6 protein-coding genes are annotated in these 6000 nt (G+C 70.5%); 1 reads left to right on the top strand and 5 read right to left on the bottom strand.

Features of this window, described 5'->3' with window-relative positions:
* A partial coding sequence (locus CCS38_RS30575; RefSeq protein ID WP_223736581.1) for a zinc-binding dehydrogenase occupies positions 1–435 on the top strand: 435 nt, incomplete at its 5' end.
* A gap of 73 nt (positions 436–508) precedes the next feature.
* Here CCS38_RS30575 and CCS38_RS30570 read toward each other — a convergent pair.
* The 5 genes from CCS38_RS30570 to CCS38_RS30550 form a co-directional block, all read right to left on the bottom strand.
* A complete protein-coding gene (locus CCS38_RS30570) occupies positions 509–2068 on the bottom strand; it encodes a carboxylesterase/lipase family protein (protein WP_223736580.1) in 1560 nt (519 codons plus the stop codon).
* Between the two features lie 287 nt (positions 2069–2355).
* The gene (dmpG, locus tag CCS38_RS30565) at positions 2356–3369 is read right to left on the bottom strand and encodes a 4-hydroxy-2-oxovalerate aldolase (protein WP_223736579.1); all 1014 of its coding nucleotides are present in this window, start codon (positions 3367–3369) and stop codon (positions 2356–2358) included.
* The gene (locus CCS38_RS30560) at positions 3366–4313 is read right to left on the bottom strand and encodes an acetaldehyde dehydrogenase (acetylating) (protein WP_223736578.1); all 948 of its coding nucleotides are present in this window, start codon (positions 4311–4313) and stop codon (positions 3366–3368) included. The genes dmpG and CCS38_RS30560 overlap by 4 nt, the downstream gene beginning before the upstream one ends.
* Positions 4310–5134 carry a 2-keto-4-pentenoate hydratase gene (locus tag CCS38_RS30555; protein ID WP_223736577.1) on the bottom strand — a complete coding sequence of 275 codons (825 nt, stop codon included), beginning with the start codon at positions 5132–5134 and terminating at the stop codon, positions 4310–4312. The genes CCS38_RS30560 and CCS38_RS30555 overlap by 4 nt, the downstream gene beginning before the upstream one ends.
* 93 nt (positions 5135–5227) lie before the next feature.
* On the bottom strand, positions 5228–5992 hold the full coding sequence (locus CCS38_RS30550; protein WP_223736576.1) for an IclR family transcriptional regulator: 765 nt from the start codon (positions 5990–5992) through the stop codon (positions 5228–5230).
* Between the last annotated feature and the right edge of the window lie 8 nt (positions 5993–6000).

Below are 6000 nucleotides of genomic sequence, written 5' to 3'. Positions count from 1 at the left end.
CGCCCCGCGAAGCTGCCGCACGTACCCGACGCCGCCAAGGCCCAGCTCGCCTCCGACCTCACCGAAGAAACGCTCGGCGGCAAGGTCGACGTCCTGATCGACACGGTCGGCGGCACCATCCTGCGCACCGCCCTCACCCTCGTCCGCCCGCGCGGCCGGGCCGCCCTCCTCGGCTACACCGCCGGCCGCGAACTCACCCTCGACCTCGCAGACTTCTTCCTCGCCGACGTCTCCCTCCTCCCGGTCAACATGATCTCCCGCGGCCGGGAAGTCGCCCCCGAGGTCCTACGCCTCCTGCCCGACCTGTCCTCCGGCGCACTGACGCTGCCGTATGAGAGTTACGGGATGGACGCGCTCGGCGAAGCGGTGGAACGCCTGCGCACGGGCACGGCAGTGGGCAAGATCGTCCTCGACATGGAGCACACCGGTAACTGAACCCGGGTACTGTCCCGCCGCGGAGACTCAAAGGGCCCCCTCCCACAGAAGGGGGCCCTTCGCGCTTGCTGGGTCAGGACTGGGAAACGCCCGCCTGCGCGGCGAGTTGATCTGGGTTGACGGGGAGCCAGTCGTAGTCGATGGAGTTCCAGAAGGCGCACTGGCGGCGCGCCTCGTACACCTCGGTCTTCAGCGCCCGGCTCTCACCGCCCGGCAGCAGGGACATGAACTTCCCCGCTCGGTACGAGGGCCAGGCGGCGATTCCCGGGGTGGCGGGCTTCCCGTGCTTCACGAACGAGCCCCAGTAGCGCACCATCTCGCTGGACAGCTGCTGCTGCTCGGGAGTCAGCAGCGCCGAGGTCGCCGAGGGCAACAGGTACGGCATCTCGCTGGCGTGCGAGGCCCCAGGGTCGAAGCCGCTGGAGGGCCGGCCGGTGGGCGGGTGCGGGTCGTTGAACTCGTAGTAGTACGTGTGCGGTTGACGCTTCGAGTACTGGGCCGTGAGGTTCTGGTACTGGCAGCCCCCGAGTCCGTAGAAGGTACTGCTGTCGCCCCACAGGGCGCCGAAGGCGTACGCCCCGGTGTACGAGTCGCCGTAGGCGCTGAACGGATAGTGCGCGAGGACGGCGTCGGCCTCGTCCCCGAACTCGATGCGGACCGCTCGCTCGTACTGGTCCTTTGTCGCGTTCGCGAACGGCAGCGCCCAGCTGCGCACCTCGTCACGCGTGTGGCCGATGAGGAGGGGGACGTTCGCGGTCCGGCCGGTGCGTACGGCATCGAGCGGAGCGACGGGCAGTTCGGGAACCCCGGACGTGGGCAGCGGACCGCTCACGACGCCGCCGATGAAGTCCTTCGCCGCGGCCTGCAGTTCACTGGCGGGCTTGGCCCGCAAGCAGGCCGGATCCGCCGAGGTGGCGGAGCAGCCGGCGGCCGTCGCGTACTTCTCCCCGCGGGCGACGGCCTGCTTCACCGTGTAGCTCGGGCATCCGCCGCTCTGGATGATCGCGCCCGAGAAGAGACCACGGGCCGGGGGCGATGCCAGGAGCGCGCAGACGGAGTGGCCGCCGGCCGACTCCCCGGCGATGGTGACCTGGCTCGCGTCTCCGCCGAACGCGCCGATGTTGCGCTGGGTCCAGCGCAGCGCCGCCTGCTGGTCGAGCAGACCGTAGTTGCCCGCGCCCTGCTTGCTCAGCCCGGGCAGGTCGAGGAAGCCGAACACGCCGAGGCGGTAATTGATGGTGACGACCACGACGTTGTTGGCCCTGGCGATCAGCGAGCCGTCCTGCGTGTCTCCCGAACCGGAGGAGAAGCCGCCGCCGTGGATCCAGAACATCACCGGCAGCGGGCGGCCGGCCCTGTTGGCGGGGGCGTAGACGTTCAGGTACAGGCAGTCCTCACTCATCCCCGGGCTCGTGCTGCTCCCGGACTGCAGACAGCGGGAGCCGGGGAAGGTGGCCGACCGGGTGCCCGGCCACGCGGCAGCGGGTGCCGGCGGCTGCCAGCGTTGGGCGGCGACGGGCGGAGCCGCGTACGGAATGCCGAGGTAACGGTCGACGCCGTCCGCCGAGGATCCCGCGACCGAACCCTTGTCGGTGCGGACGGTCAAAGAGCGTGCGGCGGCTGACGCGGGCACAGCCGATATGAGGGACAGCAGGACAAGGAGGCTCGCCAGACAGGCAAGTCTCTCTCGGACAGTAGATCGCACTGATTCTCCTGAGAGTCGGAGCGATGGGCGCTCATGCTCCGACTCGTGCGGTGGATGCGCTACATCTCCGTTCCGCTCCGCGGACCGGAGTGTGTTCTCAACTGCCTTCTCTCGCTGCGAAGTTGAGCAATATGTAAGCGCTTTCGTACGGCTCCCGGCTGAGGCGGTCCAGGGCCGGGAGTCACCGCCCTCCCGGCCCTGCGTCGTGCGGGATGTCAACTCGCCCGCGCGAGCCCCAGTGCCACGTCGACGATCATGTCCTCCTGGCCGCCGACGAGCCCGCGCTTGCCGACCTCGACGAGGATCGTGCGGACGTCGATGCCGTAGCGCTCGGCCGCCGCCTCTGCGTGCCGCAGGAACGAGCCGTAGACCCCGGCGTAGCCGAGCGTGAGCGTCTCGCGGTCGACACGGACCGGCCGGTCCTGCAGCGGGCGTACGAGATCCTCGGCCGCGTCCTGAAGCGCGAAGAGATCGCAGCCGTGGTTCCAGCCGTTGAGGTCGGCGACCGCGATGAACGGCTCGATGGGGCAGTTGCCCGCGCCCGCGCCCTGACCGGCGAGGGAGGCGTCCACGCGGGTCACGCCCTCCTCGACCGCGACCATGGAGTTGGCGACCGAGAGGGAGAGGTTCTCGTGGGCGTGGATGCCGATCTCGGTGGCGGGGTCCAGCACGTCGCGGTAGGCGCGCATCCGCTCGCGCACGCCGTCCATCATCAGCCGGCCGCCGGAGTCGGTGACGTAGACGCAGTGGGCGCCGTACGACTCCATGAGCTCGGCCTGCCCGGCCAGCGTCTTGGCGTCGGCCATGTGGCTCATCATCAGGAAGCCCGACACGTCCATGCCCAACTCGCGGGCGGTGGCGATGTGCTGGGCGGAGACATCGGCCTCGGTGCAGTGTGTGGCGACCCGCACCGAGCGCACCCCGAGCGCATACGCCTGCTTGAGCTCCTCGATGGTGCCGATGCCGGGCAGCAGGAGAGTGGTGAGGCGGGCGTTCTTGATATGAGCGGCGGCCGCCTCGATCCACTCCCAGTCGGTGTGGCTGCCGGGGCCGTAGTTGAGCGAGCCGCCGGCGAGGCCGTCGCCGTGGGACACCTCGATGCCGTCGACGCCGGCCGCATCGAGCGCGGCCACGATCCGGCCCACCTGCTCGGGCTCGATGCGGTGCCGGATGGCGTGCATGCCGTCGCGCAGGGTGACGTCCTGGATGAACAGCTTGTCGGTGGTCATGCGCCGGCTCCCTGGAGTTCGGTGGCACGGGCGGCCATGGCCTCGGCCATCCGCAGGGCCGCACTGGTCATGATGTCGAGGTTCCCGGCGTAGGCGGGGAGATAGTGGGCCGCGCCCTCGACCTCCAGGAACACGGACACCTGGTGGGTGGCCGCGGCCCTGGTGAGGGTGTGCACCGGCTGGTCCGCGGGGACGGGGGTGATCTGCACCTGCTGCTTGAGGCGGTAGCCCGGCACGTACGCCGACACCTCGTCGACCCGCTGCGCGACCGCTGTACGGATCGCTTCGTGGGTCGCCTCGTCGGGCGCGTCCACGAGCGCGAGCACGGTGTCGCGCATGATCAGCGGCGGCTCGGCCGGGTTGAGGATGATGACGGCCTTGCCGTGCTCGGCGCCGCCGACCGTCTCGATGGCGTGGCTGGTCGTCTCGGTGAACTCGTCGATGTTCGCGCGGGTGCCGGGGCCGGCGCTCTTCGAGGCGATCGAGGCGACGATCTCCGCGTACGGGACCGGCGCCACCGAGGAGATCGCGGAGACGATCGGAATGGTGGCCTGGCCGCCGCACGTCACCATGTTCACGTCGTCCGCGGCGACGTGGTCGTCGAGGTTCACCGCGGGGATCACCATCGGGCCGATGGCGGCGGGCGTGAGGTCGATGAGCTGCTTGCCGTACGGGGCGAGCGCGGCGGCGTTGGCGACGTGCGCTTTCGCGGACGTGGCGTCGAAGACGATCTTGATGTCCTCGAAGCCGTCCATCGCGATCAGGCCCTGGACGCCCTCGGCGGTCACGGGGACCCCGAGCCGCTCGGCGCGGGCGAGCCCGTCGGAGGCGGGGTCGATGCCGACCATCGCACCCATCTCCAGGGTGTCCGAAAGGCGGAGCACCTTGATCATCAGGTCGGTGCCGATGTTGCCCGAGCCGATGACGGCGACCTTGGTCTTCATGCGGAGGCTCCTTCGTCGCCGGAAGCGTGGAAGCGGACGGAGACGGAGCCGAGCCCGGTGATCTCGGCGCTGAACACGTCTCCGGCTGCGGCGGGCACCATCGGGCCGAGCGCACCGGACAGCACGACCTGGCCCGCGCGCAGCGGATCGCCGACGTCGCGCGCGGTGCGGGCGAGCCAGGCCAGGGCGGTCAGCGGATCGCCCAGACAGGCCGCCCCGTTACCCGTGGAGACGGTTTCTCCACACCGCTCGAGGGTCATGGCGGCCTCCACCGGCTCGAACTCGGTGAGCGGCTTGGCCGGGGTGCCGAGAACGTAGAGCGCGGAGGATCCGTTGTCCGCGACGGTGTCGCCGAAGGTGATGTCCCAGTCGGCGATCCGGCTGTCCACGATCTCCAGGGCGGGGACGGCGTGCGCCACTGCGGCCCGGATCTGCGCGGCGTCGTGCGGTCCTTCGGTGAGGTCGGCGCCCAGTACGAACGCGATCTCCGCCTCGACCTTCGGCTGCAGCAACTCGCCGACCGGTACGGACGCCCCGTCCGCGACGCTCATGTCCGCGAACAGCACCCCGAAGTCCGGCTGGTCCACGCCCAGTTGCCGCTGCACGGCGGGGGAGGTGAGGCCGATCTTGCGGCCGGTGATGCTGCCGCCCGCTTCGAGGCGGCGCGCGGTGAGCAGCTCTTGGACGGCGTAGGCCGCCTTCACGTCGTCGCTGCCGATCAGATCGCGGACCGGGGGACAGGGAACACGGTCGGCGGTGGCACGCAGCAGACGATCGGCCGCCTGCGCCACGGCGTCGTCGCCGGGAGAGAACTCGTTCATGCCCACAGCTTGAACACGGGGGCCGTCCCACGCCCAGCAATGAGTTCCGCCTCGCGGAACTCGGCCGCCGATCAGTGGCCGTGCGGCAGCCGATCAGTGGTTGCGCAGCTCCGCGCGGCGGCCGAGCGTCGCGGAGATCCCTGCCGCGGCGGCCCGCACACTGGTGGCGTGCCGGGCGGGCTGGAACCGGTGCACCGGGCCCGTCACACTGACCGCCGCCACGATCTCGTCCGACGGCCCGAAGATCCCGGCGGCCACGCAGACGATGCCGACCGCCGACTCCTCGTACTCGAAGGCCACGCCCTTGGTGACGACGTCGGACAGCTGGCGCGTCAGCACGTCGACGTTGGTGATCGTCCGGGGCGCCTTGCGCTCCAGGGGCCCGCGCAGCGCGGCCTCCCGCACTTCGGCCGGGGCGTGGCTCAGCAGCACCTTCCCGATGGCCGTCGCGTGCAGCGGCATGCGCCCGCCGAGCCGCGACGGGGAGTGGGCCTGTTGGTGGCCGCCCATCTTGGCGACGTAGACGACCTCCGTTCCCTCTCGGGTGCCCAGGTGAACGAGTTCGTGCGTGCGCTCGTACAAGTCCTCAAGAAAAGGCGTGGACACTTCGAGCAGCCCGCGCTCGACAGACGCGCGCATCCCCAGCTCGAAGACGAGTCCCGACAGGCGGTAACGCTCCTGGACACGGTCCAGGAGCCGTGCCGCCACGAGGTCGCCGAGCACCCGGTGCAAGGTGCTCTTCGCGAACCCCGTACGTCGCCGCAGTTCGGTGAAGCCCAGGGTGGTGTCCTCGACGGTGAATGCCTGCAGCACGGCGAGGGCTTTGCTCAGGACGCCGCTCGGCGCGTCGTTGCTCAAGGGGGTCC

It is taken from the genome of Streptomyces purpurogeneiscleroticus, assembly GCF_020024005.1.
GTDB lineage: Bacteria > Actinomycetota > Actinomycetes > Streptomycetales > Streptomycetaceae > Streptomyces > Streptomyces purpurogeneiscleroticus.
The sequence above is the reverse complement of the archived record's forward strand: the minus strand, read 5'-3'. Positions and strand labels throughout refer to the sequence as shown.

Coding starts and splice junctions, on each gene's coding strand:
- dmpG (WP_223736579.1), bottom strand. CDS start 3,369: ATGACCACCGACAAGCTGTTCATCCAGGACGTCACCCTGCGCGACGGC.
- CCS38_RS30560 (WP_223736578.1), bottom strand. CDS start 4,313: ATGAAGACCAAGGTCGCCGTCATCGGCTCGGGCAACATCGGCACCGAC.
- CCS38_RS30555 (WP_223736577.1), bottom strand. CDS start 5,134: ATGAACGAGTTCTCTCCCGGCGACGACGCCGTGGCGCAGGCGGCCGAT.